Below are 26,956 nucleotides of genomic sequence, written 5' to 3' on the forward strand. Positions count from 1 at the left end.
TATTTTGTATACGGAAATTTTGATCGTTGCCTTGCTGACCCTTCTCAATGGCGTTCTGGCCATGTCCGAGATGGCGGTCGTTTCCTCGCGCACGGCGCGCCTCAAGGTGCTCTCGGAGCAGGGCAATCGTGGCGCAACGATCGCCCTGCGACTTGCCGAAGAGCCGGGCCGGTTCCTGTCGACGGTGCAGATCGGCATCACTCTGGTCGGCGTCCTGTCGGGTGCCTTTTCCGGGGCGACGCTCGGCGCACGTCTGGCCGGATGGCTGCTACAGCAGGGGCTGTCCGAAAGTCTGGCCAGCGCTCTCGGCGTTGGCTCGGTGGTCGTGATCATCACCTATCTGTCGCTGATCGTCGGTGAACTCGTACCCAAGCAGATCGCGCTTCGCAATCCGGAGGCGGTCGCGGCCAAGGTTGGCGGGCCGATGCTGCTCCTATCGAAGGTTGCGGCACCCCTCGTCTGGCTGCTCGACAATTCGGGACGCACGCTGCTTGCGCTTCTTGGTCAGGGCGGCGCTTCCGCGGGGACGATGACGGATGAGGAAATCAAGTCCGTGCTGGCGGAAGCACAGAGCGCCGGCGTCATCGAGAACGAAGAATCGGCGATGATTTCCGGTGTCATGCGTCTGGCCGACCGCACGGCGCGGGGCCTGATGACACCGCGCCGTGACGTCGAGGTTCTCGATGTCGACGATACGCTCGAGGAAATCCGCGACAAGCTGCGCAGTGCCGCGCATTCGCGCCTGCCGGTGCGGTCGGGCGATTCGGACGAGATCATCGGCGTGCTGTTCTCCAAGCGCATTTATGACGCGATCGCGCTCGGTACCGACTTCGACATTCGCGAGCATCTGAGCGAGGTGCCGATCGTCTCGGACCTGGCCAGCGCCGTCGACATCATCCAGGCGATCCGCAGGACGCCGTTGCACATGGTGCTTGTCTATGACGAGTACGGCCATTTCGAAGGCATCATCACCTCCGGCGACATCCTGGAGGCCATCACCGGCGTGTTCCAGGAAGATGAGAATGACGAGCCCTCCGTCGTGCGCCGCGAGGACGGTTCCTACCTGGTCGCCGGCTGGACGCCGATCGACGAGTTCGTCGATCGCATCCGCATCCCGGTGGAATCCGATCCGGACTATACGACGGTCGCTGGCTATGTGATCGCCGAGCTGAAGCGCATTCCCGATCTCGGCGAGAGCTTCGAGGCAAACGGCTGGCGCTTCGAGGTGATCGACCTTGACGGCCGGCGTATCGACAAGTTGCTGGTCTCGCCGGTCGGGGAACCGTCGATCTGAGTGGCTCACACCCTGGCGAATACCCAATCCCCTGTGGGTTAACGATTTCGGGGCGCGAAAAACCGCCGCGCCTTTGCTAGGAAAGCCTTTGGTCCGCTACGGCGGTCTTTTTCATTCTCCACGCGAGAGAGGTTCGCAATTGCAGGTCGGAATCGATATGGGAACGGTGTCGGGCGGGGAGCCGGCCAAGCTCGATATCGAGGAGCTTCTGGCCACGCGTCTGCTCGTGCAGGGCAATTCCGGCTCCGGCAAATCGCATCTTCTTCGGCGCCTGCTCGAGCAGTCGGCGCAATGGGTTCAGCAGGTCATCATCGACCCTGAGGGCGACTTCGTCACGCTTTCGGACCGGTTCGGCCATCTGGTGGTCGACGGCGAGCGCACGGAAGCCGAACTGGCCGGGATCGCCAACCGTATCCGCCAGCATCGTGTCTCCTGCGTGCTGACGCTGGAAGGGCTCGACATCGAGCAACAGATGCGCGCCGCCGCCGCCTTCCTCAACGGCATGTTCGATGCCGAGCGGGAATACTGGTTCCCTGTACTGGTGGTGGTCGACGAGGCACAGATGTTCGCGCCCTCGGTCGGTGGCGACGTCTCGGAAGACGCCCGCAAGATGTCGCTCGGCGCGATGACCAACCTGATGTGCCGCGGCCGAAAGCGCGGGCTTGCCGGCGTCATCGCCACGCAGCGCCTTGCCAAGCTCGCCAAGAACGTCGCGGCCGAAGCCTCGAACTTCCTGATGGGCCGCACCTTCCTCGACATCGACATGGCCCGCGCCGCCGACCTGCTCGGCATGGACCGGCGCCAGGCGGAAATGTTCCGTGACCTGAAGCGCGGCAATTTCGTCGCCCTCGGGCCGGCCCTGTCGCGCCGACCGCTGCCGATCGTCATCGGAACGGTCGAAACCTCGGCGCGCTCGTCGAGCCCGAAGCTGATGCCGCTGCCGGATGCGCCACAGGACGTGGAAGACCTGATCTTCACGCCCGACCCGGAAGAGTTTACCCGGCCGATCGTGCGGCGCGCGCCGCCGGCACCGCGTCCGACGACGGACATCCTCGCCGAACTGTCGAAGGCAGCCCCGGCCGCAAGTGGCGTCGGAGGATCGGGTGAGGGGCGTCCATCGACGCCGGAAATGTCTGGAGAGGAGCGCGAGGAGCGGCTCGCCCAGGTGCTGGCGGAAATCCTTGCCGATCCGCAGGCCGCCTATCGCACCGATTCCGTGCTTTACCAGGAGTTTCTGGTGCGTGCCCGCATGCGGCGCGTCTCAGGCCCGCCGATGGCCATGGGCGAATTTCGCCGCCGCGTGGCGATCGCCCGATCCGGCGTCGACGAGGAGACGGCTGCGAGCGAAGGCTGGGTCATGGCGCTTGATCTCTCGCAGCGGGTCTCGGATGACCTGCAGGGTGTCTTCCTGCTGATGGCGCGGGCGGCCATCCGGGGCGAGGCCTGCCCGTCCGACCAGCGAATCGCCAAGGCCTACGGCACCCATTCGGCCCGCCGTGCCCGGCGTCTGCTCGGCTATTTCGAAGAGCACAACCTGATCGTCGTCCACACCGACTTTGCCGGCAAGCGCATCGTCGCCTTCCCGGACCTGCAGGCGGAGACCGCACCCGGCGATCCGAACGCCACCGACGACTGCGAGGTCCCCTCGGCGGCGGAATAGCGGCAGGGCTATTCGATCAGCGCCAGCGTCTGCGGGTCCGGCTTTCCGTCGTAGTATTTTGCCAGCAGGGTATCGAACACGCTGTCGCCGAGCCTTGAGGCTCGGGCAAAGAGCGTCAGGGACGAGCGCAGCTTGAGCACATCCGGGTAGCAGAAGATCTCCTCGGCGGTCCTGCCGTCGAGGCCGAGCAGGATCTCGCAACACTCTCTCAGCCGCGTGCCAAGAACCGGATGGTCGAGATAGGCGCGGGCCTCGGCGAGTGACGCAATGGCGTAGCGGATCGCCATCGGACTGCCGCCAAGGCCGGTGATCTGCGGAAAGACGAACCACATCCAGTGGCTGGACTTGCGCCCGCGGTGCAACTCGGCAAGCACGTCTGCGTAGACGGGAGCCTGGGCTTCAACGAAGCGTTCGAGCGCATACGGATCGCCCCTGCGGGCGTCATGGGCGTCAGTCTCGGTCATGGCGATCCGACCCTCAGTGTGTGTGGTGATCGACACCATATCCGCCCAGACGGCGACTGTGAATGCCGTGTCGCGGGATCGCCGGGACTGGTCGTTGATAACGAAGAGGGCACGGGGCGGCCGAAGGCCGCCCCGTGCTCCTTAGTCCTGCGCGACTTGCTTGGTGACGTTCTTCTCCGCCTTGCGGGTCGCCCAGAGAGAGCCGACAATCCCACTCGCCAGAATGGCGAGGGTGACGCCGAGCGATACGGCCGGCGGGATCTTGGCGAGCCCCAGCATATCGGCGACGAAGATCTTCGAACCGATGAAGATCAGCACCAGCGCCAGCGCATATTTGAGGTATGCGAAGCGATGGATCAGCGCCGACAGGGCGAAGTAGAGGGCACGAAGGCCGAGGATGGCAAAAATATTCGACGTGTAGACGATGAACGGATCGGTGGTGATGGCGAAGATCGCCGGGATCGAATCGACGGCGAAGATCACGTCCGCCAGTTCCACCATGACCAGCGCCAGGAACAGCGGGGTGACGAAGGTGCGAAGCTTGCCGCTCTTGTCGGCCTCGCGGACGAAGAAATGCTCCTCGCGCAAGGTCTCGGTCACGGGCAAGTGCCGGCGCAGATATTTCAGCACCGGATTGGCGGCGACGTCGTAGTCGTGATCGGCGGTCAAAAGCATCTTCACGCCTGTGAAGACCAGGAAGGCGGCGAAGAAATAGAGCACCCAGTGATAGTTCTCGACGATCGAGGCACCTGCGGCGATCATCACGCCGCGCAGCACGATCACGCCGAGAATACCCCACAGCAGGACACGATGCTGGTATTGGCGGGGAATGGAGAAATAGCCGAAGATCATGGCGATGACGAAAATGTTGTCCATCGCCAGGCTTTTCTCGACGACGAAGCCGGTCAGGTATTCCAGACCTGCCTGCTGGCCGCTCTGGAACCAGATCCAGCCGCCGAAGGCGAGGCCGAGGGACATGTAGAAGGCCGAGAGCATGAAACTCTCGCGAATGCCGATCTCGCGGCTTTCCTTGTGTAGGAGACCGAGATCGAGAGCGAGCAGGGTAATGACAATTGCGATAAAGGTGAGCCACATCCAGGCGGGGGTGCCCAGAAAATCAAACCAAAGAAAATCCATCGCGGGTTTCCTTTGCCGGAACGGTTGGGGATCGCAGCTCCGACATCACGGGAATCCGGCACTCGCGTCAGAGGGGCCCGGTGCTGCGTTTCCCCCAAATGGTCTCTGGATGAATAAGTTCAAGCGCAAGCCGTTGACTTTCGCGTGATCCACCGCTAATGACCCCCCAACGCCGGGCCAGAAAGCCCGGTGTTTCTTTGACATGTCCCGTGGTGTTCTCCATACGCTTTTTGTGAGAAACCTGTCAGAGCTTCCAAAACGAAGTTCAGAGGAGGGCGTGTTTCCTTCATCCGGTTTGGAAACAAACCGGTGTAACCTATTGTAAAGGAAATGCGATGAGCAAGCGCGCTGCATCCAAGTACAAAATCGATCGCCGCATGGGCGAAAATATCTGGGGCCGTCCGAAGTCCCCGGTCAACCGTCGCGAATACGGCCCCGGCCAGCACGGCCAGCGCCGCAAGGGTAAGCTTTCGGACTTCGGCGTGCAGCTGCGCGCCAAGCAGAAGCTGAAGGGCTACTACGGCGATCTGCGCGAGAAGCAGTTCCGCGCCACCTACGACGAAGCCAACCGCCGCAAGGGTGACACCTCGGAGAACCTGATCGGTCTGCTCGAATCGCGTCTTGACGCGATCGTCTACCGCGCCAAGTTCGTCCCGACGGTCTTTGCTGCCCGTCAGTTCGTCAACCACGGCCACGTCACCGTCAACGGCGTCAAGGTCAACATCGGCTCGTACCGCTGCAAGGCCGGCGACGTGATCGAAGTTCGCCAGAAGTCGAAGCAGCTGGTCACCGTTCTCGAATCGGTCCAGCTCGCAGAGCGTGACGTTCCGGACTACATCGAAGTCGACCACAACAAGATGGTTGCCACCTTCGTTCGCGTTCCGGGCCTGTCCGACGTTCCCTACGCTGTCGTCATGGAACCGCAGCTGGTCGTCGAATTCTACTCGCGCTGATCGTTGCGCGACCGGATTGTTGAAAGCCGCCTCTCGGGGCGGCTTTTTCTATTTGCCCTGCAATATTTTGCGGCGAGTATGCATGAGCGGCGCAGGGCTGTGAAAGGATGCAGATGGACCTTCAGGCGATCATCGACGACATCGCATTGTCGCTCGCCGAGCGGCGCGGCGAGGGCAAGGTTGCCGATTACATTCCCGAACTTGCCAAGGTCGATCCCAACCAGTTCGGCATCGCCTTGACCACGGTCGACGGACAGGTCTTCACCGCCGGCGATGCGGCAACGCCTTTTTCCATCCAGAGCGTCTCCAAGGTCTTCATGCTGACGCTGGCGCTCGGCAAGGCCGGCGAGGGTATCTGGAAACGCGTCGGCCGCGAGCCCTCCGGCTCCGCCTTCAATTCCATCGTGCAGCTCGAGCAGGAGCACGGCATTCCGCGCAACCCCTTCATCAATGCCGGCGCCATCGTCGTGTGCGACATGGTGCTGGCGGGCCACAAGCCGAAGGAGGCGATCGGCGAAGTGCTGCGCTTCGTGCGCTATCTTGCCGACGACGAGACGATCAGCATCGACAGAGCGGTGGCAAAGTCGGAAACGCAAACAGGCTTCCGCAATCATGCGCTTGCCAATTTCATGCGCTCCTTCGGCAATCTGCACCATGAGGTCGACCATGTGCTCGGCGTCTATTTCCACCAGTGCGCCATCGCCATGACCTGCCGGCAGCTGTCGCGCGCCGGGTTGTTTCTCGCCGCCCACGGCCATGATCCGATCAGCGGCTATTCGGTCGTCTCGCCGAAGCGGGCGCGGCGCATCAATGCGCTGATGCTGACCTGCGGTCACTACGACGGATCGGGCGACTTCGCCTTTCATGTCGGCCTGCCGGGCAAGAGCGGCGTCGGCGGCGGCATTCTCGCCATCGCGCCGGGCAAGGCCTCGATCGCCGTCTGGTCGCCGGGTCTCAACAAGGTCGGCAATTCGGCGCTCGGGTCCGTCGCGCTCGAAATGCTGGCGGCGCGCACCGGCTGGTCGGTATTCGGGACTTGATCTTGCCGCATCAACCGGGCATTGGCAGGGCGCGCGCTCGAAGCGCCCGTGGAGCCTGAAGCCATGACCATCCCAGCCGCCGAACTGACCGTCGATCTGCCTGCCGAGGACGAGGATTTCGCCGCCGACGCGGCCGGCGTTCATCCGGTCTTCGCCCGCGCGACGCGCTCGGTCGGCTTCAACAAGCTGCGCAAGCGGCTGATCCGCCAGGTGCGCCAGGCGATCACTGATTTCGACATGATGAAGGGCCAGAAACGCTGGCTGGTCGGCCTGTCGGGAGGCAAGGACTCCTACGGCCTGCTCGCCATCCTGCTCGACCTGCAATGGCGCGGCCTGCTGCCGGTGGAACTCGTCGCCTGCAATCTCGACCAGGGCCAGCCGAATTTTCCCAAGCACGTGCTGCCGGACTATCTGGCCTCGATCGGCGTGAAACACCGCATCGAATATCGCGACACCTATTCGGTGGTGAAGGAAAAGATGCCGACGGGGGCGACCTACTGTTCGCTCTGCTCGCGCCTGCGCCGTGGCAATCTCTACCGGGTGGCGCGGGAGGAGGGCTGTGACGCCCTGGTCCTCGGCCACCACCGCGAGGATATTCTGGAAACCTTCTTCATGAACTTCTTCCATGGCGGCCGGCTCTCGGCCATGCCGGCCAAGTTGATGAACGACGACGGCGACCTGATGCTGCTGCGCCCGCTCGCCTATGCGGCCGAGGACGATCTGGCCCGCTTTGCCGCCGCCATGGAGTTTCCCATCATCCCCTGCGATCTTTGCGGCTCCCAGGATGGCCTGCAGCGCAATGCGATGAAGGAGATGCTGGCCGGGATCGAGGCGAAGATGCCGGGCCGCAAGGATGCCATGCTGCGGGCGCTCGGCCATGTCGACGCCTCGCACCTGCTCGATCCAAAACTCTTCGACTTTTCCTCCCTTATGACAAAGGACGTCTGACCATGGCCGAACTCGACATTGCGGCGCTCGCCAATGCGCTCCAGGAGGCGGCGGCGACGGAGATCCTGCCGCGCTTTCGCAAGCTCGGCGACGGTGACGTGCGGATGAAGAGCGAGGCGATCGACCTCGTCACCGAGGCCGACGAGGCCGCGGAGGAACTGATCCGCCAGCGGGTCGCCGAAGCCATGCCCGACGCCGTGTTCATCGGCGAGGAGGCGGTCGCCGCCGATCCGGCACTGCTCGACAAGATCGCCGACGCCGATCTCGCCGTCATCGTCGATCCGATCGACGGCACGTTCAACTATGCCGCCGGCCTGCCGCTGTTCGGCGTGATGCTGAGCGTGGTTTCCAGGGGCGAGACGGTCGCCGGCATCATCTACGATCCTATGGGCAATGACTGGCTGATTGCCGAGAAAGGCTCGGGCGCCTGGATGTGCGGCGCAGACGGTTCCCAGGCGCAGGTCGCGGTCGCACCGCCCGTGCCGCTCGACCAGATGGTCGGCATCGCGGCGCTGACCTATATGGAGACTGCGGCCAAGCGGCAGATCCTTGCCAATCTCGCCGAAGTCAGGCTGTTCACCAGCTATCGCTGCTCGGCGCATGAATACCGTACCTTCGCCGCCGGCCACCTGCACTTCCTGATGTACAAGAAGCTGATGCCCTGGGATCACCTGGCCGGCACGCTGATTTCGCAGGAAGCCGGCGCCCATGTCGCCCGCCTCGACGGCTCGCCCTACCTGCCACACAATTTCGAAGGCGGCCTCCTGCTCGCGCCGGATCGCGAAAGCTGGCAGGAATTGCGCGCCAAGGTCTTCACGCTCTAGCAGTGAAATCTCGACGTTAAAAAACCCGCACAGCCTGAGCCGTGCGGGTTTTTTCTTTTCCGAACGCGATTGTCAGGCCGCTCTTGAAGCGATCCGGCCGGAGCCGGACGGGCAGTCGAGCCGGAAGCGGGACAAAGCGTCGTTCAGCGTCTCGGTTTCGCCGAAGACCGAATGGACGGCCGCCGTCGTTTCCTCGACCATTGCGGCGTTCTGCTGGGTCACCTGGTCCATCTGGTTGACGGCGGTGTTGATCTCCTGCAAGCCGACCGACTGTTCCTGCGACGACGTGACCATGGCACGCACATTCTCATTGATCGTCAGGACATGATCACCGATCTGCTTCAGAGCTTCGCCGGTGCGGGTGACGAGTGTCACGCCGGACTGGACATGCGCTTCCGAGCGTTCCAGCAGGGTCTTGATTTCCTTCGCCGCGGCGGCCGAGCGCTGGGCGAGTTCGCGCACTTCCTGAGCAACGACCGCAAATCCCTTGCCGGCTTCGCCGGCGCGGGCGGCTTCGACGCCGGCGTTGAGCGCCAGCAGGTTGGTCTGGAAGGCGATGTCGTTGATCACGCCGATGATCTGGCCCACCTGGTTGGACGAGGATTCGATCTCGCCCATGGCGGAGACGGTGTCTTCGACGATCACTGCCGACCGGCCCGCGACAGCGGTCGCCTCGCCGACCATGCGGCTGATTTCTTCGGCGCGCCGGTGGGCTGCCTTGACCGTCGTGGTGATCTGATCGAGGGCGGCGGCGGTTTCCTCGAGCGAGGCCGCCTGTTGCTCGGTGCGGCGCGACAGGTCGTCGGTCGAGCTGCGGATTTCCGACGTGCCCTGCCGGATGTTGTCGGAGCTTTCGGCAATCGTACCCAGTGCTCCCGCGAGCGTTTCCATCGATCGGTTGAAATCCTGCCGCAGCGTTTCGAGCGCGCCGGAGAACGGCACCTCGATGCGGAAGGAGAGGTCACCCTTCGCCAGGCTTTCCAGCCCGCGGGCCAGGGCGTCCACGGCGATCTGCAGCCGGTGGGCCTGTTCGGCCTTTTCCGCTTCGGTGCGCTCGCGTTCCTGCTCGCTGGCCGACCGGTTGTCGGCGGCTTCGTGCTCGAGTTCGATATTGCGCAGGGCCGACTTGCGGAAAACGTCCACGGCATCCGCCATGGAGCCCAGTTCGTCGGCACGACCGGAATAGGGCACTTCGGTCTTGAGGTCGCCGCGGGCCAGAAGACCCATATAGTCGGTCATCCGCGCCAGCGGGCGATAGACCATCGGCTTGCTGATCAGGGCGATGGCACCGGCAATCAACAGCATGAGAGCAAAGACGCCCGCCGCCGCCCAGAGCCCGGTGGAGGCAATTTCATTGTAACGGGCCCGATTGACCGCGACCACGGCGAGGCCGATCGTGTTGTTGGAGAAGTCGCGGACCGGGAAGACGACGCCGGCAAGCGCGCCTTCGGTTTCCGGCATGGTCTCGAAGGTCGTGCGCTTGCCGAGCAGATCGTCGAGTTTGAAGACCTTCGCCGCATCCATGCCGTTCGGCAGGGTGGAGCCGATCTGCTCCAGCCCCTTCGTGCCGACCGCGAAGATGGCGGCGGGGTGACCGGTGCTCTGGGTGAATTTTTCGACGAAACCGCTGTGCAGGCTGAGGCCAAACTCGACGGAACCGAGATGGTTGCCGTCAAGGGCGATCGGTGCCAGACCGCGAATGCCGATGCCGGCCTCGCCGCCTTCCAGGCCGCTGAGCAGCTTCTTCTCGGAATTGACCTGAACGACAGTAGCGCGGAAGCTCGACAGGTCGTCGCCGAACTGCTCCGGCTTGTGGACGCGCAGGAAGGCGATGGCCGGGGGCAGATGAAACTGGAACTGGCGAACGTCGTAGGTGCCCTTCAGGGCCTTGAAGGCGCCGGCGAATTCACTGGCGAGGGCGTCGCGGTCGCCGGCTGCCATGGCCTGCTTGACGCCCTTCTGCTCGGCGGTGAGCAGGGCCAGCATGGTCGCCGCGCGCTGCGATGCGGTTAGTTCGGACTGAAACTGCATTTCGACGCTAGCGAGCTTGTCCTCCATCGCCTGAGAGACGAAGCGGGTGCTGAGCGTCGCAACCGTCCCGGCGACGGCGATCGCTGAAATGAGCGCGCCGCCAAACAGGAGCGAGTTGAACTTGGTGCTAATCTTGAGTTTCAGCATGGTTTCTCCGGCAGTTCATGGATGGGCCATCCGCGGAGGAGCGAATGTCGGATTACTGGGCCTCGCTGCCGTTCGATACGCGTGCATCACAAGCCGGCGCGATCTTTGATCGTGTCGGGGGTAACTGGAGACTATCAAGGGATGCTTGGGCATCATGCCCTGCGCGCTGCATGTTTCTGTAGGAAATGGGAACATGGCAACTCGTGCAGCGCTTATGCCACGAGTCTCCTTGCATATTAGTAAATGTCGGTAAGCAGTTGCGTATCAACGCATGAGCGTAGGAGATTGCGACCGAAGGCGTGGCGGGAGACATGGCGCCGATGGTGCTGGAGCGTGAACGCTCGAAGCTCATGCCGGCCGCCGCCCGGGGCGCAATCCGGGCGGGGCGAAGCGCCTTTTGTCAGACCCGCGGATTCTGCTGGCGGAACAGCACACCACGCTCGCCGATCAGGACGAAGACGAGGCCGATCACCGAAACGGTGAAATATCCGGCGACCATCGGAAGGGCCGTGCCGTCATAGGCCTGGCCTATCGCAGCCCCGATCAGCGAGCCGCCGACGGTTCCCATGAAGCCCAGAACGGACGAGGCCGTGCCGGCGACATGGCCGAGCGGCTCCATGGCGAGCGAGTTGAAGTTCGAGCCGATCCAGCCGAACTGGAACATGGCGAGCGAGAAGAACACCATGAACAGCGGGAAGGGCATGGGCTGCGGTCCGAGCACCTGCGCCACCAGCCAGACGAAGTTGATGGCGATGAAGCCGATTAGCGAGGCATGCGACAGGCGCCGCATGCCGATCCGGCCGACCAGCCTGGCATTGACGAAGGACGACAGCGCCATGAACAGCGCCACGCCGGCAAAGGCCGCGGCAAACCATGCGCCGAGATCGTAGATCCCGACATAGACCTGCTGGGCGGAGTTGATGAAGCCGAATAGCGCACCGAAGATGAAGGTGCTGGCGATCGTGTAGCAGAGCGCGATCCGGTTGGTGAGCACGATGCGAAAACCCTGGTAGATCGACGAGACCGTGAACGGCCGGACGTCCTTGGCCGTCAGCGTTTCCGGCAGGCGGACATACATCCACAAGCCGACGACCATGGCCGCCACCGCCATGAAGACGAAGATCCAGTGCCAGTGGCCCATGAACATGATGACCTGACCGGTTCCCGGCGCGATCACCGGGATGACCATGAAGACCATCATGATGAGCGACATGACCTCTGCCATCTGCCGCCCGCCATAGACGTCGCGGACGATCGAGATGGTGATGACGCGGGTGGCGGCCGAGCCGATGCCCTGGATGAAGCGCAACAGGAGCAGGGCGCCGAAGGACGGGACGAGGACCACGGCGAGTGATGAAACGATGTAGATGGCAAGACCGAACAGCATGGGACGACGCCGGCCGAAGCGGTCTGCGATCGGGCCATAGAAGAGCTGCGCGACGCCGAATCCGATCAGGTAGGCGGAGACGACATATTGGCGGTGGTTTTCGTTGACCACATTGAGTGCACTGCCTATCTGCTGAAGCCCCGGCAGCATGATGTCGATGGCGAGCGCGTTGAGCGACATCAGGAAGGCCATCATGGCGATGAATTCGACCCGGCCCATGCCCCGCAAATTGGCGGGCGCCGGCTGTAACGATGTAGTCATGGCTCAATATCCAAAACAGAGATAAGGCGTTGCTTGGGGCAACGCCTTGAAAAAGTTGATTGAATGACGAAATCCGCTAAACGCGGATGACGGATCGGGTCAGGCAGCGCCGCGAACGGCGACGCCCTGGTCCTGGAAATGCTTCTGCAGCTCGCCCGCCTGGAACATCTCGCGGATGATGTCGCAGCCGCCGACGAACTCGCCCTTGACGTAAAGCTGCGGAATGGTCGGCCAGTTGGAAAAGTCCTTGATGCCCTGGCGGATCTCGTCGTCGGCGAGCACGTTGATGCCCTTGTAGTCGACGCCAACGTAATCGAGGATCTGGACGACCTGGCCGGAGAAGCCACACTGCGGGAACTGCGGCGTGCCCTTCATGAACAGGACCACGTCGTTGCTCTTCACTTCATTGGCGATAAATTCCTGGGCGCTCATGGGATATCCTTTCACATGCGGTTTCAAGGGCCGCTGTCTCAATTCTGCATTCTAGATAGCAAGCACTCGCCGTCTTTGCCAGAGCGCAAATACGCATGACTGGCCTGCGCGGCTCAGCGCGTCCGCTGGCGGCTGCGACTGGCCGCCGTGCGCCGGCGACTGACCTGCTTCTTCGCCGGCTTGCGCGGACGGGTCGTCCCCCTGACGAAACGTCCGGTGGTGGCCGAGCGCGTCTGCCGCTTGCGTCGGCGCGTCGTTCCGCGGCCCGTGGTCTTCTTCAGGATTTCCTTGAGAACACCCTTTACGACGTTGTCGATCACTTCCTTGACGAGATCAGCCATCTGCCGCTTCCCTGTCGTTCCCTTGGCGCTTCAGTCCGGAATGGAGGTCTGGAGGGCGAGCGCATGCAGCACGCCGCCCATATTGCCCTTCAGTGCGTCATAGACCATCTGGTGCTGCTGCACGCGCGACTTGCCGCGAAATGCCTCCGCCACGACTTCCGCCGCATAGTGATCGCCGTCGCCGGCGAGGTCGCGGATGACCACCTTGGCGCCGGGAATACCCGCCTTGATCAGGTCTTCGATGTCACCGGGTTTCATAGCCATGTCTGCTTCTCCTGCGTATGCGAAGCACCGCCTCAGGCGATGCTGCCTTCCATGAAGCGAGGGAACCACGATTCATGCGCCGAGCGCAATTCCTCAATTGCGATGGGACGGGCGTCGCCCAGCACGACATTGTTACCGCCGGTGCGGCCGATCCACGGGCAGAAGACGCCTGCGGCTTCGGCGCGCATCTGGACCGCATCGACATTGTCCTGGGTGACGGTCAGCACGTAACGACCCTGGTCCTCGCCATAGAAGACGGCGATCGGATCGGCGTCGTTGAGCGCGTTGATGGTGGCGCCGATGCCCGAGGCCATGGCCATTTCGGCAACGGCCAGCGCCAGGCCACCCGACGAGCAGTCGTGGACCGCGGTCGCGAGACCGTCCTCGATCAGGCCGCGGACGAAGTCGCCCACCTTCTTTTCATGGACGAGATCGACATGCGGAGCCGGGCCGTCGGTGCGGCCGTGGATGTCGCGCAGATAGACCGACTGGCCGAGATGGCTGCCCCAACCAGACGGAGCGCCGGCGAGAAGCACGGCTTCACCCTGGGCGGCAAAGCGGATGCGGGCCATCTTGGCCCAATCCTTCAGGAGGCCGACGCCGGCAATGGTCGGGGTCGGCAGGATGGCCTGACCGTTGGTCTCGTTGTAGAGTGAGACATTGCCCGAGACGATCGGGAAGTCGAGCGCCTTGCAGGCCTCGCCGATGCCCTTGATGGCGAAGACCAGTTGGCCCATGATTTCCGGGCGTTCCGGATTGCCGAAATTGAGGTTGTCGGTGGCGGCGAGCGGCAGGGCGCCGGTCGCGGTGATGTTGCGCCAGCATTCGGCTACAGCCTGCTTACCGCCCTCGAACGGGTCGGCCTCGACATAGCGCGGCGTGACGTCCGACGAGAAGGCGAGCGCCTTTGTCGGATGGGTGTCGACGCGTACCACGCCGGCATCACCGCCGGGAAGCTGCAGCGAATTGCCCTGGATCAGCGTGTCGTACTGTTCATAGACCCAGCGACGCGAGGAATTGTTCGGCGAACCGACCAGCTGAATGAGCGCGTCTGCCACATCGGCCTGCGGAACGTCGCTTTCGGCCAGCGGCGCCGGGGTCTTCGGCTCGACCCAGGGGCGGTCGTATTCCGGCGCCTGGTCGCCCAGATCCTTGATCGGCAGGTTGGCGACTTCCTCGCCCTCATGGATGATGCGGAAGCGCAGGTCGTCGGTGGTGTGGCCGACGATGGCGAAGTCGAGGCCCCACTTGACGAAGATCGCCTTGGCGACTTCTTCCTTCGAGGGTTCGAGCACCATGAGCATGCGCTCCTGGCTTTCCGACAGCATCATTTCATAGGCCGACATGCGTTCTTCGCGCACTGGCACCTTGTCGAGGTCGAGCTCGATGCCGAGGTCGCCCTTGGCGCCCATTTCCACCGCCGAGCAGGTGAGGCCGGCGGCCCCCATGTCCTGGATGGCGATGACGGCGCCGGTCTGCATCAGTTCGAGGCAGGCTTCCAGCAGGCACTTTTCGGTGAAGGGGTCGCCGACCTGCACGGTCGGGCGCTTTTCCTCGATTGATTCGTCGAATTCGGCAGACGCCATGGTCGCGCCGCCGACGCCGTCGCGGCCGGTCTTGGCACCGAGATAGACGACCGGCAGGCCGACGCCCTTGGCTTCCGACAGGAAGATGGCGTTCGACTTGGCGAGACCCGCGGCAAAGGCGTTGACCAGGATGTTGCCGTTGTAGCGCGGGTCGAACTCGACCTCGCCACCGACCGTCGGCACGCCGAAGGAATTGCCATAGCCGCCGACGCCGGCAACGACCCCGGTGACGAGGTGGCGGGTCTTGGGATGATCCGGCGCGCCGAAGCGGAGCGCGTTCATCGCCGCGATCGGACGGGCGCCCATGGTGAAGACATCGCGCAGGATGCCGCCGACGCCGGTCGCAGCGCCCTGGTAGGGCTCGATGTAGGACGGATGGTTGTGGCTCTCCATCTTGAAGACGACGCAGTCGCCGTCGTCGATGTCGACCACGCCGGCGTTTTCGCCGGGACCCTGGATGACGCGCGGCCCCTTGGTCGGCAGCGTCTTCAGCCACTTCTTCGACGACTTGTAGGAGCAGTGCTCGTTCCACATGGCGGAAAAGATGCCAAGCTCGGTAAAGGTCGGCTCGCGGCCGATCAGGTCGAGGATCCGCTCGTACTCGTCAGGCTTCAGCCCGTGGGAAGCTACGAGTTCGGGGGTGATCTGGATCGTGTTGGGGATCGTCATCGCTGGTCCTGGATAGCCTGCCGGAAATCGGGGTTTGGGCGCTTCTTAGCGCATGTGGGGCAATGGCGCGACAGGAAAAATGCGGGCGGCACCCGAGCAGCGCCAATCCCTTGCAGTGAGGCCGCGCCGCCCGACCGCCGGCTCGCTCAGGCGACGCTGTCGTAGCCGGCGCTGCCGTTTTCCAGAAGGCGTCGCAGAATGGCGAAACCGGTGCGGACCTCGTCGCGCTGCTGCGGCGACGAGAAGCTGATGCGGGCACGATGCAGCACCTTTTCCGAGCGTCCGGCCTTGAACTCGTCCTCATCATCGATCAGCACGCCTTCGGTGAGAGCCGCATTCTTGAAGGTGCCCGACAGCCAGGGCTCGGGAAGCGCCAGCCACAGGAACGGGACGGCGGGGTGGGAAACGAAGTCGAAACCGGAAAGATAGTCCCGCGCCAGCGTCTCGCGTGACGCGATTTCTTCGGCGCAGAGGGCTCGAATGCGAAGGGCGTCGCCCGACAGCACGAGGCGCGCGCATAACTCGGCGAGAAGGAAGGGCATCCCGCCGGTCATCATCTTGTGGGCGATGCGCACCCGCTGGGCAAAATGCGGCGGGCAAGCGACCCATCCGCCGCGCACGCCGGCCGCGACCGATTTGGACAGGCCGCCGACCATGAAGGTGCGCTCGGGCCCGAGTTCCGCGAGAGGCGGCAGCGGTTGCGGCGACATGGCGCCGTAAAGGTCGTCCTCGATCAGCCAGACGCTGTAGCGGCGGGCGATATCGACGATCGCCATGCGCCGATCGAGGGGCAGGGTGGCCAAGGTCGGATTCTGCGCCGACGACATGAGGAAGGCGACCTTGGGATGTTGCTGGGCGCAGACGCGTTCGAAATCCTCGGGGATCACCCCGTCACCGTCGCTGTCGACGAGGATGGTGCGACGTCCGGCAAGGCCTGCGGCGCGGCTCACCTGTGAATAGGTATGGTGCTCGAACACGACCTTGTCGCCAGGTGACGTCACGGCGGCGATGACCGCCATGATTCCGGCATGGGCGCCGAGCGTGGGAACGATGTCGCGCGGTGACGGCGCCCAGTCGCCCTTGCTCAGCCAGCGCGCGCCGGCGGCGAACCAGTGATCGGGGAAGCTGCGCGTGTAGCTGGCGATGTCAGCTGGATGGTCGCGAAGGATCGCCGCGATATGCGTCTGCAGATAGGCCCCTTGGCCGACGTCGGGTGCGGCCGTGCTGTCGAAGCGGATCTTGCCCGGTGGTGGCGTGATCAGCCGGGTACCGACGAGGGCGGCCGTTACCGGATCGAGATTGGCCTCAGGCGCGGCGTGATGGATGTCGCGCACGAAGGTGCCGCGTCCCACCTCGCCGCTGACCAGACCCCTTTCGTGGACCAGGGCATAGGCGCGGCTCACCGTGCCGATGGTGATGCCGAGATCATAGGCCAAGTTGCGCTGCGGCGGCAGCTTGGCGCCCGCCGGCAGCGCGCCACCGGTGATTGCCGTCTCGATCTGGTCGGCGAGCCGCACATAGATCGGGCCTTTGCCTTGCTGGAGGTCGGGGAGCCAATTTGTCATCATGACAATGCAATACATTGTCTCGAAAGAACGGTCAATATAAGTCGATTGTATCGAATAAAACTGCAAATAGGGGTCCAATGTGACGGATTCAGCGCGCTATATTAGCTCAATTGATACAATATATCCAGATGGATTCGTTCGCGAGAGCTTGTTTCGCTCCTCCGGCGACCTGTTGGCCCCGGCGGAGCGGCCCGCGACATTTCTTGCGCGCCTATGGCTGAGCCTGCGCCATTGGCGAATGAAGCGGGCAGGTCGGATGGCCCTCCATGAACTGACCGACGATCAGTTGCGCGACATCGGCGTCACCCGCGTGGAGGCCGAGCGGGAGGTGCAGAGGTCGCGGCTATTGATGCTGTGAACGGGCACTCGATCCATGGCGGAGACCGGCAGTATCGGTCAAAGGGCCAATCGGGAGTGTCTTCAACTGCGGTCAGTGGGAAGGGCCGTCAGAACTTGTAGGCGAGCGAAAGACCGGCATGGCTGATGCCGTCATTCGGGTCGCAAAGGTCGGCATTGGAGGAGTGGTCGATGGATGCGACGATGTCGAGCTTTTCGTTCAGGCGAAAGCCGGCCGCCGCATATTCACGGAACATCAGGCTGCAGCCAAGCTTCGGGCCGCTGGATCCGTCATCTTCATTGTCGCCATTGTGGACCGTACCACCGAAGCCGAGGTCGATATAGAAGCGATCGGTGACGTCGACGGTCCAGTTGAAGCCGGCGAAAACCTGGCTGGCCTCGCCCGCAGTGCTGATTGTCGCGCCGGCATGGATCCGCGGACGCAGGATGGTGTCCTGCCAGGTGGCGGCATTTGCCGAATCCAGCGGATCGAAGTAAAGGGCGACGGTCGGGAAGAATCCCGGCTCAAACGTGCTGCGGGCCTGAATGGAGCCCAAGACGCCGGCGCGGACTTCCTTGATCGACCAGTCGGCCGCGACTGCGCTTTGGGGGAGCAAGGTGCCAGCGGCCAGCAGAATCAGAAGCACGGTTCGGCTCAGGCAGGCGATTTTGCTCGGCATCATGTCCACGCACTCGGATTCGGGTGAAATCGTGGCAAACGCTATCACACGATTTTGTGAACCGCGATGGCCAATATGTCACGCATGGCCGGTATTTTCGCCGTAGAAGCCCGTTCAGCAGCCCTTTGCCCCGCCCGACCATCGGCGGACATCGGCGGCGATGCGCGCCGCGACCGGCTCGCTCATCATCGGGCCGAATGCCGCGAGCCGCGCGGGCCTACCTTCGGCCTGGACGACGAGTAGGGGGCGGATGTCGCTCGAGCCCTTGCGCACAAGAAGAATGCGCGGCTTGCCGGAAAAGGAGTTGAGCTCGGGCGCCATGGAATAGGCCTTGAAGGCCGGATCACCCGATTTGATCCAGCAGTTGTTCGCGCCGACGGCCACGCGCTCCATCACGTCGAGCGCCGACTGGCCCTGGGCCGGCGGCGCCTTCGGCTCGGACTGACAGGAAGCGAGGGCCAGCAAGGGGAGGAGAAGAAGGCTCAGGGCAGGGCGCATGCGGGGTGCTTTCCGGTTAAGAACCCGGCCTTCTATCACTTGTCTGGTTAAGCGGCGATTACGTCGAGGGCGGAGGCGAAGATGCCCCGCCCGTCATTGCCGCCATGGGCCGATTCGATCAGGTTTTCCGGATGGGGCATCATGCCGAGCACGTTGCCCTTCTCGTTGATCACGCCGGCGATGTCGTTGATCGAGCCGTTCGGATTGGTTCCCTCCGCATAGCGGAAGACCACCTGACCATTGCCTTCGATCGCGCTCAGCGTCTCGGCGTCGGCGAAATAGTTGCCGTCGTGATGGGCGACCGGGCAGCGGATGATCTGGCCCTTGGCATAGGCGCGGGTGAAGTCGGTCTCGGCGTTGACCACCTCGAGCTTGATTTCCTTGCAGACGAACTTCAGCGAGGCATTGCGCATCAGGGCTCCGGGCAAGAGACCCGCCTCGAGCAGGATCTGGAAGCCGTTGCACACGCCGAGCACCTTGACGCCGCGTTCGGCGGCGGCCTTGACGGCCTGCATGACCGGCATCCGCGCGGCAATCGCCCCGCAACGCAGGTAGTCGCCGTAGGAGAAGCCGCCCGGAATGACGATCAGGTCGACATCCGGAAGCGTCGTCTCGGTCTGCCAGATGGTGACCGGTGCATGGCCCGAGATCTTCGTCAGCGCAGCGATCATGTCGCGGTCGCGGTTGAGGCCAGGAAGTTGCAGAACGGCGGATTTCATGGGTGGGGCTCAAACCTTGCTTGTGCTTCCTGGAGCTCCCGCAGCTCCAGGCGATTTTCGATGCGATCGAGCCGTGCGTCCATCTGAAGGAGCATGGCGTAGAGATTGTTTATGTCGCTCTGATGCGCGTGCAAAACCAAACGCATGGAATTCAGTTCGTTACGAAGATCGCGGACGGTGTTTTCCGATCTGTCCGCTCTCTGGTGGAGGCGACGCAAGAGTTCCTGAACAAGGTCTTGCGATATCTCAGCCAATCAGCGCTCCTTGAGCGTCAAACCGGCCCTTGAACAGCTCTCGCTTCAGAACTTCCGTCTGAGCGCGGCCTTCGGCAAGTTCTCTGTTCATGTCCCTCATGAACTGAACAAGATCGTCCAGCGCGGCTTCTGTCTCGGCCGCGCGCGCGTCCAGCTTGAGCAGTTCCTCGTAGATGAGTTCCTTGGTCACCTCGACCATCGCACCAGTCCTCAACCTTCAGGCGATGGCGATAGTATAGTTCTCGATGACGGTGTTGGCGAGGAGCTTTTCGCACATCGCTTTCAGGTCGGCCTCGGCTTTGGTCTTGTCCGAACCTTCGAGTTCGAGATCGAATACCTTGCCCTGGCGGACATGGCCGACGCCTTCGAAACCGAGTGCGCCGAGTGCGCCCTCGATCGCCTTGCCCTGGGGATCGAGAACGCCGTTCTTGAGGGTTACGGTCACGCGTGCCTTGATCACTCTTAAAGTCTCCCTGGGCTTGTTACTTTACCAGCACGGGGCCGGTGCCGCGCAGCGGCTCGTTTTCATTGATGATTCCGAGGCGCTTGGCCACTTCCTGATAGGCTTCGAGCAGGCCGCCGAGATCCTGGCGGAACCGGTCCTTGTCGAGCTTTTCATGCGTCTCGATGTCCCACAGCCGGCAGCTGTCCGGCGAGATCTCGTCGGCTAGGATGATGCGCATCATGTCGCCTTCATAGAGGCGGCCGCATTCGATCTTGAAGTCGACGAGCTGGATGCCGATGCCGAGGAAGAGGCCCGACAGGAAGTCGTTGACGCGGATGGCGAGCGCCATGATGTCGTCGAGCTCGGCCGGATTGGCCCAGCCGAAGGCGGTGATGTGCTCTTCGGAGACCATGGGGTCGGCCAGAGCATCGGACTTATAGTAGAATTCGATGATCGAGCGCGGCAGGACGATGCCTTCGTCGATGCCGAGGCGCTTGGCAAGCGAGCCGGCGGCGACGTTGCGCACGACGATCTCGAGCGGGATCATCTCGACTTCCTTGATCAACTGCTCGCGCATGTTCATGCGGCGGATGAAGTGGGTCGGGATGCCGATCTTGTTCAGGTGCGTGAAGAGATATTCGGAAATGCGGTTGTTGAGAACGCCCTTTCCGTCGATGACTTCGTGCTTCTTCTTGTTGAATGCGGTTGCATCGTCCTTGAAGAACTGGATCAGCGTGCCGGGCTCCGGACCCTCGTACAGGATCTTGGCCTTGCCTTCGTATACACGGCGGCGACGGTTCATGACTGGTTTTTCTCTGTTGTTGGCGCCACACATCGGGGCGCAAGTGGATCGTTGAAGCGGTCCCTTAACGGAAAAGCCGGGTTTTCACAATGCAACAGTTGTCGCCCCGACCGAATTCGTCGAAAGCAAAGCTTCGCTTGGAGATTCGACCAAGTTTGCATTGCACTTTGTACCGCCTTTTGATTAATGGGTGAACGGAAACCGCACGGTGGCGGAATAATTTGGGAGACGCAGATGAGCGGCATGAGTGATCGCGAAAAGGCATTTGAAAACAAGTTCGCGCACGATCAGGAACTCCGTTTCAAGGCTGAGGCGCGGCGCAACAAGCTGCTCGGCCTCTGGGCCGGCGGTCTGCTGGGCAAGGCCGATGTCGATTCCTACGCCAAGGAAGTGGTCGCGTCGGATTTCGAGGAAGCCGGCGACGCCGATGTGCTTCGCAAGGTGAGCGGCGACCTCAAGGATGGCGGCGTTGCGATCACTGATGAAGAAATCCGGGCCAAGATGCAGGAATTCCTCGCCCAGGCGGTGGCGCAGATCCAGGGCGAGTAATCGCCTACGAACTTCTTTTGCCCTATGCCGGGCGCCTTTTGCGCCCGGCCGATCCGGTTGGTGCCTGCCGCGCCCTTTCCCGGCGTTGATTGAAATCGGGCACCGTGCCAAGCCCGATGGGCGTTGGCCGGCCGTAGCCTCGCAGGACATCGCAGGCGTAGCCCGCGCTGTGGCTGATATGGTCCCCCTTTTTGACATATGGTTGATGCCTACCGTTCTCGATGCGCGATCACCGAAAACGTCGCGCGAGAATCTGTGCGCCGGCGGGATCAGAGGCGGTTGAGGAACTGGGCAAAGACCATCGTGCCTTCCGGCCAGGGGCCGTGTCCGGATTCGGCATTGATGTGGCCGGATTCCCCGGCATCGACCAGCAGCGAGCCCCAGGCATTGGCAATATCGTCGGCGTGTTCGAAGCTGCCGAAGGGATCGTTGCGGCTGGCGATGGTGAGCGACGGGAAGGGCAGCGGTTCGCGCGGGTAGGGACCGAAGGTCATCAGGTGCTTCGGCCGGATCGCCGGATTGGCGACATCCGGTGGGGCGACCAGAAAGGCGCCTGCTACCTTGTCGGCGATGTGCGGCACCGCATGGATCAGGGTCGGCACGCCGAGCGAATGGGCGACGAGCACCACGGGCCGGGTCGACGCGTTTACCTCTTCGATCAGGCGGGCGACCCAGTCCTGGCGCACCGGTTTCGACCATTCCGCCTGTTCTACGCGGCGCGCGGTCGACAGTCGCGACTGCCAGCGCGTCTGCCAGTGATCGGGGCCGGAATTGGTGTATCCCGGAATCATGAGAATGTCGGCGTCGGATGCTTTCATGTCGCCTTATCTGCTGTCGACAGCGCTTTGCGTCAAGGGCGCGGTTGCCTCCATCATGCGAATTTGTCCCTAGGTCGCCGCGATCAGTGCGACGGTCAGGACGCTGGCGAAGACGGTGGCCATCAGGGCGATGAAGCGATGGCGGACGCTGGCGCAGACGGCGTCGTGGCCGGCGTCGAAATCGAAACGCTCCATGACGATCCGCTCGATGGGGATCCCGGCTTGAAGCAGGATCGCCACGGCACTTTCCATCATCGGCGGCGGACCGCAGACGAAGGCCGTGGTCTCGGCGGGCGCAAGCCCTTGCAGCAGTCGCGATACATGCTCGCGGCGACAGGTGCCGGATTCACAGTCGTCACCGCCATCGGTGTCGGCCAGGAAGATCGCTTCGAATTCCAGCCCGTCCATCAGGGCCACGATCTCGCCGCGTGCGATGTGATCCGCTCGGCTCCGCGCGGCGGCGATCAGACGGATCGGCCTCCGGTCGCGCGCATGGGAAAGCTCTCCAAGCAGGCTCATCACCGGCGCGATGCCGATGCCGCCGGCGAGCAGCAGCAGAGGTCCGGGTCCGGTCTCGTCGAGCGTGAAGCTGCCATGCGGCCCGTCGACGCCGACCGGCGTTCCCGGGGCCAAGTGAGGCACCGCTGCCGTCATGTCGCCGGCATTGCGGATGAGGAACCGCAGGCGCGGCAGGTCGGACGGGGCCGAGGCGATGGAGAAGGGATTGTCGGTGACGGTATGGCGCCGGCCGATGGTCAGCCAGACGAACTGGCCGGCCGCGAAGGTGAAACGCTCCGGTCGGTCCGTATTCAGCACCAGTTCGGCCACCGTCGGGCTGAGCGCGCGGGCGGATTCGACCTTGAAGCCTGGGCGGAACGCATGGATTGGTCGCAGGACATAGACTACGAGGAGCGATGTAAGCGCCAGCAGAGCGACCACGAGGATGGCGGTTGCGCCGAACGGATCGGCCATGAACCGCGCATGGGCGAAGGCGTGTTGCAGTGAGAGTGCGACGAGAGCCACGGCCAGCAGACCGTGGCCGATACGCCAGGCCTGGTAGGGAATGATCCGCCCGCGCAGGTGCTTGCCGGTGAGGACGAGAAGGACGGCCAGCCCGGCGGCGACAATGCCGGTTCTCAGATCTGGCGTCGTCATGTAAGCGACAAACCTCTGCCACAGGACGTCAAGGCTGCCGTCCCGGCCGCGAAAGAGGAAGAAGGCGACGTGCAGGAGGATCATCCACAGCGCCCCGTTTGCCGCCAAGCGGTGAAAGCCCATGGTGCGGTCGAGGCCGATCCGACCGGAGATCAGCTCGAAACGGCCGGACGTGGCAAACTGCATCATGAACATCGCCAGCGCAGCGACGCCGGTGGCGCGCGCAAGAACGGGGTAGACCGTCGGCGAATTGAGGCCGCCGCTGAGAGATGCCAGCAGGACAGGGCCGGCCGTCAGGATCAGGTAAAGGACTGCGAGCGATCGGGCCGAGAAGGCCCATTGTCGCTGCTTGGCCGTTTGTGCCATGATTTCCCCTGTTCCACCCGGTGCCGCGCATCGATCGTGCATATAGGATCTTCGATATGTCGCTGATAGTTGCCGGTGAAGCCGCGCCAAGTCAACGTGACAGATGATCCCGCCGGTTGCCCGGAACCATAGCAGCCGATGGGCGTTCCTCTGCACCTTTCGCAGGGAGTGAGCGATGGCCGACCGCGTGAATGTCTTTGCCCGTTTCGCCTCGGCGGTGTCCGAATGGTCCGGCCGTCCGGCCATATTTTTCGCTGCGCTCGGCGCGCTGATCCTCTGGGGTCTGACAGGGCCCTACTTCGGCTATTCCAGCACGTGGCAGACGCTCGCGAGCACCGGCGCCACACTCATTACCTTCCTGATGGTGTTCATCCTGCAAAATGCGCAGATGCGCGACACCCGCGCCATCCAGACCAAGCTCGACGAACTGATCCTGACCAGCCAGGGCGCCGAGAACCATTTCATCGGCATCGAGAGCCTCGACGAGAACGAGCTGAAGAAGCTCAACCGCCTCCTGGCGAAAGCGGCCGCGGCGGACGGCGAAGCGCGCGGCGAGCGGCTCGAAGAGGTCGAGCGCCATGTCGAGGAGGCGATGGAGCAAGAGGGCGGAGAGGCGAAGAGGGAAAAGGCTGCCGAATCGGCCGAAGCCTAGGAGAATTCACTTCGGTACCAGAAGAAGTCGACCGGCCTGCATCTGCACGCCGGTCGCAGTCCGAAAGGATCAGCCGAAGACGCGCTTGAAGATCGTGTCGACGTGCTTGGTGTGGTAGCCGAGATCGAACTTCTCGCGGATCTCTTCCTCGGAGAGGGCAGCCCGCACTTCCGGATCGGCGAGCAGTTCCTCGAGGAAGTCGGCGCCCCGTTCCCAGACCTTCATGGCGTTGCGCTGCACGAGGCGGTAGCTGTCCTCGCGGGACACGCCGGCCTGGGTGAGCGCCAGAAGAACCCGCTGGCTCATCACCAGGCCCTTGAACTTGTTCATGTTCTTCAACATGTTTTCCGGGTAGATCACCAGCTTCTCGATGACGCCGGCAAGGCGGTTCAGCGCGAAATCGAGCGTGATCGTGGTGTCCGGGCCGATGGCGCGCTCGACGCTCGAATGGCTGATGTCGCGCTCGTGCCACAGCGCCACGTTTTCGAGCGCCGGGACAACCGACATGCGCACCAGACGGGCAAGGCCGGTCAGGTTTTCGGTCAGCACCGGATTGCGCTTGTGCGGCATGGCCGACGAGCCCTTCTGGCCGGGCGAGAAGAACTCTTCCGCTTCCAGCACTTCCGTACGCTGCATGTGACGGATCTCGATCGCGACGTTTTCGATCGACGAGGCGATGACGCCGAGCGTCGCGAAGAACATGGCATGGCGGTCGCGCGGGATGACCTGGGTCGAGACAGGCTCGGGCACGAGGCCGAGCTTTTCGCAGACATGCTCCTCGACGCTGGGGTCGATATTGGCAAAGGTGCCGACTGCGCCGGAAATGGCGCCGGTGGCGATCTCGGCGCGGGCGGCAACGAGGCGGGCGCGGTTGCGGCTCATTTCGGCATAGAAGCGGGCAAAGGTCAGGCCCATCGTCGTCGGCTCGGCATGGATGCCGTGGCTGCGGCCGATGCGGACCGTGTCCTTGTGTTCGAAGGCGCGGGTCTTGAGCGCCGTCAGCACCCGGTCCATGTCGGCCAGCAGCAGGTCGGCGGCCCGCACCAGCTGGATGTTGAGCGTCGTGTCGAGCACGTCGGACGAGGTCATGCCCTGGTGGACGAAGCGACTATCCGGGCCGATGAATTCGGCGAGGTGGGTGAGGAAGGCGATCACGTCATGCTTGGTGACGGCCTCGATCTCGTCGATGCGGTCGACGTCGAACTTCGCCGCTCCACCCTTTTCCCAGATGGTCCGGGCAGATTCCTTCGGGATGACGCCGAGTTCGGCCAGGGCATCGCAGGCATGGGCCTCGATCTCGAACCAGATGCGGAACTTGGTTTCGGGAGACCAGATGGCGACCATTTCGGGCCGGGAATAACGCGGGATCATCGGACGTTCTCACTTTACGGCTGGAGTTGGCGTCGCTTTAGCAAAGACGGGCGGCAATCTCAACGGCTGCGGCGCGCATGGAGGATGCTGGCCGCGATCAACAGGATCAGGCCAAAGGGGAGATAGTGGCGGATGCCGAGCACGGCGAACTGATAGACGGCGGAGGCGGAAGTAAAGGCGAACTGGAACAGCCAGATCCGGGTGCCGAACGGTTCGTGCCATTGGGCATAGAAGTGCCGGTATTGCAAAGCGAACAGCAGCGCGGTGAAGGCGGCGGTGCTGCCGGCGAGGAAGAGAAAGGCGGCGGCGAAGCGCGTCTCTTGCGTCCGTGAATGGCTGGCGAAGCGTATCAGCGGCAGGGCGGCGATCCAACCCAGTGCGGCGCCGGTGAAATAGAGGCCGAGCACGATCGTCTTGTGGTTAGCCGGTAGCCGGTGCAACCCGTAGGCGGAGAAGGTGACCGACAGGGCGATGAGGAAGCCCCACAGCAGTGCGCCGATCAGCCATTCGGCAATAGGCGGCCGGCTTGCGGCGAGGCGGGCGCGAAAACCGGAGGCGGCTCGGGGGCCGGGAGGAAACGGCGTCACGGGCGAACCGGCACGGCGATCCAGCGGCCGTCATTGCCCTCGAAGCCGAGGCTCAGCACGTTGACCAGCGCCATGTGCACGATCGCTTCCCCGAGCGGCGAATAGGTCACGGCACCGCCGAGGCGATAGCCGACAGTGCAGCCGCGACTGGCCGGCACGCTTTTGTCCTCGTAGACCAGTTCGTCCACCGGCGTGCCGTCCTTCTCGGTCATCTTCAGACGGAAGGCGATCAGCGCATCCACCATGTCGATGCAATGGCCGGTCGGCGTGGCGAAGAAGGTTTCGAGCTTGAGCGCATAGGGTTTGCCGAAGGCCGGGTCGGCCGGGTATTCCAGATAGCGCAGTTCGTTTTTCTCCACACCCACCTCGCTCACCGGATTGAAGGCGACGAGACTGCCGGGATTATCGCCGAGCGCGTATTTGGCGATCAGCGGCTGCGCCTTGTCCATCGCCGCCCGGCGCGCATCGGAGAGGCCGGCATTGTCGTCGTCGAGACGAATGCGGATCGGCGTGCCCGGGAGATAGGCGTCCTTGACGGTGTCGATCACATAGATGTTGGAATAGGGAAAGCCGGAACCGTCCTGGATCCCGTATTCCTCGAAGGCGTAGACACTGCCGTCGTCAGAAAAACCGATGGACTGAAGCGCTGCGATATCTCCGGCAACGGCCGGGGCGGCGGCCAATATGATTGCCGCTTTTGCCCCCAGCCATGTCCGGA

General features: G+C 63.3%; 30 protein-coding genes. 9 read left to right on the forward strand and 21 right to left on the reverse strand.

Features of this window, described 5'->3' with window-relative positions; translation table 11 throughout:
- Positions 1-19 precede the first annotated feature (19 nt).
- Both RHIZ70P_RS05115 and RHIZ70P_RS05120 read left to right on the forward strand, forming a co-directional pair.
- Positions 20-1,294: a hemolysin family protein gene (locus RHIZ70P_RS05115; protein ID WP_181903958.1), complete on the forward strand. Its 1,275-nt coding sequence runs from the start codon at positions 20-22 to the stop codon at positions 1,292-1,294.
- Positions 1,295-1,433: 139 nt separating this feature from the next.
- A complete protein-coding gene (locus RHIZ70P_RS05120) occupies positions 1,434-2,954 on the forward strand; it encodes an ATP-binding protein (RefSeq protein ID WP_115669307.1) in 1,521 nt (506 codons plus the stop codon).
- Positions 2,955-2,962: 8 nt separating this feature from the next.
- Here RHIZ70P_RS05120 and RHIZ70P_RS05125 read toward each other — a convergent pair whose 3' ends face one another.
- Together RHIZ70P_RS05125 and RHIZ70P_RS05130 are read right to left on the reverse strand one after the other, a co-directional pair.
- Positions 2,963-3,418, reverse strand: coding sequence for a DUF1810 domain-containing protein (locus RHIZ70P_RS05125; RefSeq protein ID WP_115669520.1), 456 nt, complete (start codon positions 3,416-3,418; stop codon positions 2,963-2,965).
- Positions 3,419-3,559: 141 nt separating this feature from the next.
- Positions 3,560-4,555, reverse strand: coding sequence for a TerC family protein (locus RHIZ70P_RS05130; RefSeq protein ID WP_115669308.1), 996 nt, complete (start codon positions 4,553-4,555; stop codon positions 3,560-3,562).
- A gap of 335 nt (positions 4,556-4,890) precedes the next feature.
- Here RHIZ70P_RS05130 and rpsD point away from each other — a divergent pair, with 335 nt between their 5' ends.
- The 4 genes from rpsD (at position 4,891) to RHIZ70P_RS05150 (ending at position 8,320) form a co-directional block, all read left to right on the forward strand.
- A complete protein-coding gene (gene rpsD / locus RHIZ70P_RS05135; RefSeq protein ID WP_115669309.1) occupies positions 4,891-5,508 on the forward strand; it encodes a 30S ribosomal protein S4 in 618 nt (205 codons plus the stop codon).
- Between the two features lie 113 nt (positions 5,509-5,621).
- Positions 5,622-6,548 (forward strand): glutaminase, encoded by a 927-nt coding sequence (locus RHIZ70P_RS05140; protein WP_115669310.1) that lies wholly within the window; start codon positions 5,622-5,624, stop codon positions 6,546-6,548.
- Between the two features lie 63 nt (positions 6,549-6,611).
- A complete protein-coding gene (gene ttcA / locus RHIZ70P_RS05145) occupies positions 6,612-7,496 on the forward strand; it encodes a tRNA 2-thiocytidine(32) synthetase TtcA (RefSeq protein WP_115669311.1) in 885 nt (294 codons plus the stop codon).
- Positions 7,497-7,498: 2 nt separating this feature from the next.
- A complete protein-coding gene (locus RHIZ70P_RS05150; RefSeq protein WP_115669312.1) occupies positions 7,499-8,320 on the forward strand; it encodes an inositol monophosphatase family protein in 822 nt (273 codons plus the stop codon).
- A 72-nt stretch (positions 8,321-8,392) separates the two neighbouring features.
- Here the strand turns inward: RHIZ70P_RS05150 and RHIZ70P_RS05155 are convergent, their stop codons facing one another.
- The 7 genes from RHIZ70P_RS05155 to RHIZ70P_RS05185 form a co-directional block, all read right to left on the reverse strand.
- Positions 8,393-10,498 carry a methyl-accepting chemotaxis protein gene (locus RHIZ70P_RS05155; RefSeq protein WP_235842147.1) on the reverse strand — a complete coding sequence of 702 codons (2,106 nt, stop codon included), beginning with the start codon at positions 10,496-10,498 and terminating at the stop codon, positions 8,393-8,395.
- A 400-nt stretch (positions 10,499-10,898) separates the two neighbouring features.
- Positions 10,899-12,146, reverse strand: coding sequence for a multidrug effflux MFS transporter (locus RHIZ70P_RS05160; RefSeq protein WP_419178271.1), 1,248 nt, complete (start codon positions 12,144-12,146; stop codon positions 10,899-10,901).
- Between the two features lie 99 nt (positions 12,147-12,245).
- Positions 12,246-12,578, reverse strand: a complete 333-nt coding sequence (gene grxD, locus RHIZ70P_RS05165; protein ID WP_115669314.1) for a Grx4 family monothiol glutaredoxin — start codon at positions 12,576-12,578, stop codon at positions 12,246-12,248.
- A gap of 113 nt (positions 12,579-12,691) precedes the next feature.
- A complete protein-coding gene (locus RHIZ70P_RS05170; protein ID WP_115669315.1) occupies positions 12,692-12,919 on the reverse strand; it encodes a hypothetical protein in 228 nt (75 codons plus the stop codon).
- Positions 12,920-12,949: 30 nt separating this feature from the next.
- Positions 12,950-13,183: a BolA/IbaG family iron-sulfur metabolism protein gene (locus tag RHIZ70P_RS05175; protein WP_028735353.1), complete on the reverse strand. Its 234-nt coding sequence runs from the start codon at positions 13,181-13,183 to the stop codon at positions 12,950-12,952.
- Positions 13,184-13,215: 32 nt separating this feature from the next.
- The gene (gene purL, locus RHIZ70P_RS05180; protein WP_115669316.1) at positions 13,216-15,438 is read right to left on the reverse strand and encodes a phosphoribosylformylglycinamidine synthase subunit PurL; all 2,223 of its coding nucleotides are present in this window, start codon (positions 15,436-15,438) and stop codon (positions 13,216-13,218) included.
- A 146-nt stretch (positions 15,439-15,584) separates the two neighbouring features.
- Positions 15,585-17,003 (reverse strand): PLP-dependent aminotransferase family protein, encoded by a 1,419-nt coding sequence (locus RHIZ70P_RS05185; protein WP_115669522.1) that lies wholly within the window; start codon positions 17,001-17,003, stop codon positions 15,585-15,587.
- Positions 17,004-17,085: 82 nt separating this feature from the next.
- Here RHIZ70P_RS05185 and RHIZ70P_RS23390 point away from each other — a divergent pair, with 82 nt between their 5' ends.
- The gene (locus RHIZ70P_RS23390) at positions 17,086-17,364 is read left to right on the forward strand and encodes a DUF1127 domain-containing protein (protein WP_115669317.1); all 279 of its coding nucleotides are present in this window, start codon (positions 17,086-17,088) and stop codon (positions 17,362-17,364) included.
- 88 nt (positions 17,365-17,452) lie between these two features.
- Here RHIZ70P_RS23390 and RHIZ70P_RS05195 read toward each other — a convergent pair whose 3' ends face one another.
- The 7 genes from RHIZ70P_RS05195 to purC all read right to left on the reverse strand — a co-directional run bounded on the left by RHIZ70P_RS05195 (position 17,453) and on the right by purC (position 20,740).
- Positions 17,453-18,025 (reverse strand): acyloxyacyl hydrolase, encoded by a 573-nt coding sequence (locus RHIZ70P_RS05195; RefSeq protein ID WP_235842149.1) that lies wholly within the window; start codon positions 18,023-18,025, stop codon positions 17,453-17,455.
- A 111-nt stretch (positions 18,026-18,136) separates the two neighbouring features.
- Complete coding sequence (locus RHIZ70P_RS05200; RefSeq protein ID WP_115669318.1) at positions 18,137-18,520, reverse strand: hypothetical protein; 384 nt, start codon at positions 18,518-18,520, stop codon at positions 18,137-18,139.
- A 47-nt stretch (positions 18,521-18,567) separates the two neighbouring features.
- Positions 18,568-19,239 carry a phosphoribosylformylglycinamidine synthase subunit PurQ gene (purQ, locus tag RHIZ70P_RS05205; protein ID WP_115669319.1) on the reverse strand — a complete coding sequence of 224 codons (672 nt, stop codon included), beginning with the start codon at positions 19,237-19,239 and terminating at the stop codon, positions 18,568-18,570.
- On the reverse strand, positions 19,236-19,493 hold the full coding sequence (locus tag RHIZ70P_RS05210; RefSeq protein WP_115669320.1) for a hypothetical protein: 258 nt from the start codon (positions 19,491-19,493) through the stop codon (positions 19,236-19,238). The genes purQ and RHIZ70P_RS05210 overlap by 4 nt, the downstream gene beginning before the upstream one ends.
- Complete coding sequence (locus RHIZ70P_RS05215) at positions 19,486-19,692, reverse strand: hypothetical protein (RefSeq protein ID WP_115669321.1); 207 nt, start codon at positions 19,690-19,692, stop codon at positions 19,486-19,488. Before RHIZ70P_RS05215 ends, RHIZ70P_RS05210 begins: the two co-directional genes overlap by 8 nt.
- An 18-nt stretch (positions 19,693-19,710) precedes the next feature.
- A complete protein-coding gene (purS, locus tag RHIZ70P_RS05220) occupies positions 19,711-19,953 on the reverse strand; it encodes a phosphoribosylformylglycinamidine synthase subunit PurS (protein ID WP_115669322.1) in 243 nt (80 codons plus the stop codon).
- A gap of 22 nt (positions 19,954-19,975) precedes the next feature.
- Positions 19,976-20,740, reverse strand: a complete 765-nt coding sequence (gene purC, locus RHIZ70P_RS05225) for a phosphoribosylaminoimidazolesuccinocarboxamide synthase (RefSeq protein WP_115669323.1) — start codon at positions 20,738-20,740, stop codon at positions 19,976-19,978.
- A gap of 234 nt (positions 20,741-20,974) precedes the next feature.
- Between purC and RHIZ70P_RS05230 the strand changes: the two genes are divergently transcribed.
- Positions 20,975-21,289, forward strand: coding sequence for a DUF1476 domain-containing protein (locus RHIZ70P_RS05230; protein WP_115669324.1), 315 nt, complete (start codon positions 20,975-20,977; stop codon positions 21,287-21,289).
- A gap of 269 nt (positions 21,290-21,558) precedes the next feature.
- On the opposite strand, the gene RHIZ70P_RS05235 is transcribed toward RHIZ70P_RS05230, so the two are convergent.
- Both RHIZ70P_RS05235 and RHIZ70P_RS05240 read right to left on the reverse strand, forming a co-directional pair.
- Positions 21,559-22,107 carry an RBBP9/YdeN family alpha/beta hydrolase gene (locus tag RHIZ70P_RS05235; protein WP_115669325.1) on the reverse strand — a complete coding sequence of 183 codons (549 nt, stop codon included), beginning with the start codon at positions 22,105-22,107 and terminating at the stop codon, positions 21,559-21,561.
- Between the two features lie 69 nt (positions 22,108-22,176).
- The gene (locus RHIZ70P_RS05240; protein ID WP_181903944.1) at positions 22,177-23,628 is read right to left on the reverse strand and encodes a ferric reductase-like transmembrane domain-containing protein; all 1,452 of its coding nucleotides are present in this window, start codon (positions 23,626-23,628) and stop codon (positions 22,177-22,179) included.
- 175 nt (positions 23,629-23,803) lie between these two features.
- Here RHIZ70P_RS05240 and RHIZ70P_RS05245 point away from each other — a divergent pair, with 175 nt between their 5' ends.
- A complete protein-coding gene (locus tag RHIZ70P_RS05245) occupies positions 23,804-24,280 on the forward strand; it encodes a low affinity iron permease family protein (RefSeq protein ID WP_115669327.1) in 477 nt (158 codons plus the stop codon).
- 69 nt (positions 24,281-24,349) lie between these two features.
- Here RHIZ70P_RS05245 and purB read toward each other — a convergent pair whose 3' ends face one another.
- From purB to RHIZ70P_RS05260, 3 genes are read right to left on the reverse strand one after another with little or no spacing between them, the layout of a single operon-like run.
- Entirely contained in the window at positions 24,350-25,651 is a 1,302-nt protein-coding gene (gene purB, locus RHIZ70P_RS05250) for an adenylosuccinate lyase (protein WP_115669328.1), read from the reverse strand.
- A gap of 59 nt (positions 25,652-25,710) precedes the next feature.
- A complete protein-coding gene (locus RHIZ70P_RS05255; RefSeq protein ID WP_115669329.1) occupies positions 25,711-26,238 on the reverse strand; it encodes a hypothetical protein in 528 nt (175 codons plus the stop codon).
- Positions 26,235-26,924, reverse strand: a complete 690-nt coding sequence (locus RHIZ70P_RS05260) for a DUF2259 domain-containing protein (RefSeq protein WP_419178275.1) — start codon at positions 26,922-26,924, stop codon at positions 26,235-26,237. Before RHIZ70P_RS05260 ends, RHIZ70P_RS05255 begins: the two co-directional genes overlap by 4 nt.
- Between the last annotated feature and the right edge of the window lie 32 nt (positions 26,925-26,956).

The organism is Paenirhizobium selenitireducens ATCC BAA-1503 (assembly GCF_900492185.1).
GTDB classification, from domain to species: Bacteria; Pseudomonadota; Alphaproteobacteria; order Rhizobiales; family Rhizobiaceae; genus Allorhizobium; species Allorhizobium selenitireducens_A.

What these genes read in the sequence shown, in the direction of transcription:
- RHIZ70P_RS05125 (WP_115669520.1), bottom strand. Translation starts at nt 3,418, where the DNA reads ATGACCGAGACTGACGCCCATGACGCCCGCAGGGGCGATCCGTATGCG.
- RHIZ70P_RS05130 (WP_115669308.1), bottom strand. Translation starts at nt 4,555, where the DNA reads ATGGATTTTCTTTGGTTTGATTTTCTGGGCACCCCCGCCTGGATGTGG.
- rpsD (WP_115669309.1), top strand. Translation starts at nt 4,891, where the DNA reads ATGAGCAAGCGCGCTGCATCCAAGTACAAAATCGATCGCCGCATGGGC.
- RHIZ70P_RS05140 (WP_115669310.1), top strand. Translation starts at nt 5,622, where the DNA reads ATGGACCTTCAGGCGATCATCGACGACATCGCATTGTCGCTCGCCGAG.
- ttcA (WP_115669311.1), top strand. Translation starts at nt 6,612, where the DNA reads ATGACCATCCCAGCCGCCGAACTGACCGTCGATCTGCCTGCCGAGGAC.
- RHIZ70P_RS05150 (WP_115669312.1), top strand. Translation starts at nt 7,499, where the DNA reads ATGGCCGAACTCGACATTGCGGCGCTCGCCAATGCGCTCCAGGAGGCG.
- RHIZ70P_RS05155 (WP_235842147.1), bottom strand. Translation starts at nt 10,498, where the DNA reads ATGCTGAAACTCAAGATTAGCACCAAGTTCAACTCGCTCCTGTTTGGC.
- RHIZ70P_RS05160 (WP_419178271.1), bottom strand. Translation starts at nt 12,146, where the DNA reads ATGACTACATCGTTACAGCCGGCGCCCGCCAATTTGCGGGGCATGGGC.
- grxD (WP_115669314.1), bottom strand. Translation starts at nt 12,578, where the DNA reads ATGAGCGCCCAGGAATTTATCGCCAATGAAGTGAAGAGCAACGACGTG.
- RHIZ70P_RS05170 (WP_115669315.1), bottom strand. Translation starts at nt 12,919, where the DNA reads ATGGCTGATCTCGTCAAGGAAGTGATCGACAACGTCGTAAAGGGTGTT.
- RHIZ70P_RS05175 (WP_028735353.1), bottom strand. Translation starts at nt 13,183, where the DNA reads ATGGCTATGAAACCCGGTGACATCGAAGACCTGATCAAGGCGGGTATT.
- purL (WP_115669316.1), bottom strand. Translation starts at nt 15,438, where the DNA reads ATGACGATCCCCAACACGATCCAGATCACCCCCGAACTCGTAGCTTCC.
- RHIZ70P_RS05185 (WP_115669522.1), bottom strand. Translation starts at nt 17,003, where the DNA reads ATGACAAATTGGCTCCCCGACCTCCAGCAAGGCAAAGGCCCGATCTAT.
- RHIZ70P_RS05195 (WP_235842149.1), bottom strand. Translation starts at nt 18,025, where the DNA reads ATGATGCCGAGCAAAATCGCCTGCCTGAGCCGAACCGTGCTTCTGATT.
- RHIZ70P_RS05200 (WP_115669318.1), bottom strand. Translation starts at nt 18,520, where the DNA reads ATGCGCCCTGCCCTGAGCCTTCTTCTCCTCCCCTTGCTGGCCCTCGCT.
- purQ (WP_115669319.1), bottom strand. Translation starts at nt 19,239, where the DNA reads ATGAAATCCGCCGTTCTGCAACTTCCTGGCCTCAACCGCGACCGCGAC.
- RHIZ70P_RS05215 (WP_115669321.1), bottom strand. Translation starts at nt 19,692, where the DNA reads ATGGTCGAGGTGACCAAGGAACTCATCTACGAGGAACTGCTCAAGCTG.
- purC (WP_115669323.1), bottom strand. Translation starts at nt 20,740, where the DNA reads ATGAACCGTCGCCGCCGTGTATACGAAGGCAAGGCCAAGATCCTGTAC.
- RHIZ70P_RS05230 (WP_115669324.1), top strand. Translation starts at nt 20,975, where the DNA reads ATGAGCGGCATGAGTGATCGCGAAAAGGCATTTGAAAACAAGTTCGCG.
- RHIZ70P_RS05235 (WP_115669325.1), bottom strand. Translation starts at nt 22,107, where the DNA reads ATGAAAGCATCCGACGCCGACATTCTCATGATTCCGGGATACACCAAT.
- RHIZ70P_RS05240 (WP_181903944.1), bottom strand. Translation starts at nt 23,628, where the DNA reads ATGGCACAAACGGCCAAGCAGCGACAATGGGCCTTCTCGGCCCGATCG.
- RHIZ70P_RS05245 (WP_115669327.1), top strand. Translation starts at nt 23,804, where the DNA reads ATGGCCGACCGCGTGAATGTCTTTGCCCGTTTCGCCTCGGCGGTGTCC.
- purB (WP_115669328.1), bottom strand. Translation starts at nt 25,651, where the DNA reads ATGATCCCGCGTTATTCCCGGCCCGAAATGGTCGCCATCTGGTCTCCC.